Raw genomic sequence first — 1,825 nt, forward strand, 5'->3', positions numbered from 1 at the left:
TGATTAAGGTCTGATAGCTCAGTTGGTAGAGCACTTGATTGAAGCTCAAGGTGTCGGCAGTTCAAATCTGTCTCGGACCATAGCAATATTTTTATACTGGCCCGTTGGTCAAGCGGTTAAGACACCGCCCTTTCACGGCGGTAACACGGGTTCGAGTCCCGTACGGGTCATCATAATTAAAAAAGGGAGGCGAAAGCTTCTCTTTTTTGTTTTTCTATTTTATATTGTCTTAAGATTATCCTAAAATAAATATTAAGAATAGATTTGCATGGATAAACATTACAAATTAACTTAAGACTTTGATATAATAAATACCATATGTAAGTGAAGGGATGGATAATATTGCGACGATTTTTTGAGAATAAAAAATTAATTGTCCTGCTTGTTAGTGTCATCACTTCATTCAGTATGATTGCCTACTCTATATTTAGTCAATCACAGATGCCCAAACCAATTTTATGGGTGAATGATGTGACCGCAGTTGTGGGTAGATTTGTTTCTACACCAACGAATGCGATGATGCGCTTTACAGATTCAATTAACGATTTAATGAACACATACGAAGATAACCAACGATTGAAAAGCCAAATTTCTTCACTAGAGGAACTGGAAGCTCAAAATGAGATATTACAAAGTGAAAATGAAGAGCTATCTGCCTTACTTGATTTACAACCTTCATTAGTTGGTAAGAATGTTATTGCTTCTTCTGTTATTTCTAGATCTCCAGATACCTGGTTAGACTCAATTACAATCGATGTAGGGACTAATAGTGGTATTGAAGAGAACATGTCTGTGATGACAGAGAGTGGCCTTGTAGGGCATGTAACGGAAGTCTCTGCTACGAGTTCAAAAGTGCAGTTATTGATTACTGAGAATAATCAAATGAAGAACGTAGCTGTAAGTATTCAAACGGATGATGGTATCGTGTCTGGGATTTTATCTGACTATGATGAAAAGACACAGGAATTAATCCTTAAACAAGTGCCGAATGATGCAAAAGTTTCTGAAGGAAATACGGTCACTACAAGTGGTTTAGGTGGTGTATCTCCAGAAGGTTTAATCATTGGAGAAGTAACATCAGCATCTTCTGATAACTTTGGTTTATCTCAGTCAGTGAAAGTAAAACCTGCTGCAGACTTCAAAGATATCCGTTCAGTATTGGTTATCATGACCTTGAATGAAAGTTCAAGTGATATATCAGCTGATAGTGAAGATCAGGCTGCTGAATCCTCCGCTGCATCTACAGATACAGGAGAATAGGGAGGTCAGTATGTTACATTTCTTTAAGAACAATTTTTTGATCCCTACCTTTGTGTTCTTTATTTTATTACTGGATGGTAGCGTGATGACCATGTTGTCATATAGTTTGGGTAGTGAAAAATTTCAGATCAGTCCACAATTCACACTGATTGTGATTACCTTATTGGCGGTTTATTTAATAAATGATTCAAAAATATTCCTTGTGAGTATTATCATAGGTTTTATATACGACGCTTATTATTCTTCGATACTTGGGGTTAATTTATTCTTATTCCCCATGATAGTAATACTTACTCGGGCGGTTATAAAAAAATTCCCAATGAACTTTTATACGATTTGGTTATGGATCCTAATTGTTTATACCGTGTATACGCATTTTATCTATGCTTTATACTACTTAATCGATATACATAGTAGTAGCTATTATTACTTTTTAAGTCAGAACTATATTCCGTCGTTATTATTCAATGCCTTTTTAGGTTTTATCTTTATTTGGCTAATTCAGAAATTAGTTATTTGGTTTGAAAAATAATACTTGATTAAAAATTAAAAAATGATTATAATA

At 34.7% G+C, this 1,825-nt stretch carries 2 protein-coding genes and 2 tRNA genes; all 4 read left to right on the top strand.

The genetic code is table 11. From position 1 onward, the window contains the following. Positions 1–7: 7 nt before the first annotated feature. Positions 8–80 (top strand) — tRNA-Phe (locus tag ACRCJ0_RS13175). An 18-nt stretch (positions 81–98) separates the two neighbouring features. Then, positions 99–170 (top strand) — tRNA-Glu (locus tag ACRCJ0_RS13180). Positions 171–342: 172 nt separating this feature from the next. After that, positions 343–1,260, top strand: a complete 918-nt coding sequence (gene mreC / locus ACRCJ0_RS13185) for a rod shape-determining protein MreC (protein WP_419971105.1) — start codon at positions 343–345, stop codon at positions 1,258–1,260. Between the two features lie 10 nt (positions 1,261–1,270). Further along, positions 1,271–1,792: a rod shape-determining protein MreD gene (mreD, locus tag ACRCJ0_RS13190; RefSeq protein WP_016897566.1), complete on the top strand. Its 522-nt coding sequence runs from the start codon at positions 1,271–1,273 to the stop codon at positions 1,790–1,792. Positions 1,793–1,825: the final 33 nt, after the last annotated feature.

This window comes from Aerococcus sp. L_32, from assembly GCF_050689315.1.

Excerpts from the sequence above, each read along its gene's own strand:
- mreD (WP_016897566.1), top strand. The coding sequence starts at position 1,271 with ATGTTACATTTCTTTAAGAACAATTTTTTGATCCCTACCTTTGTGTTC.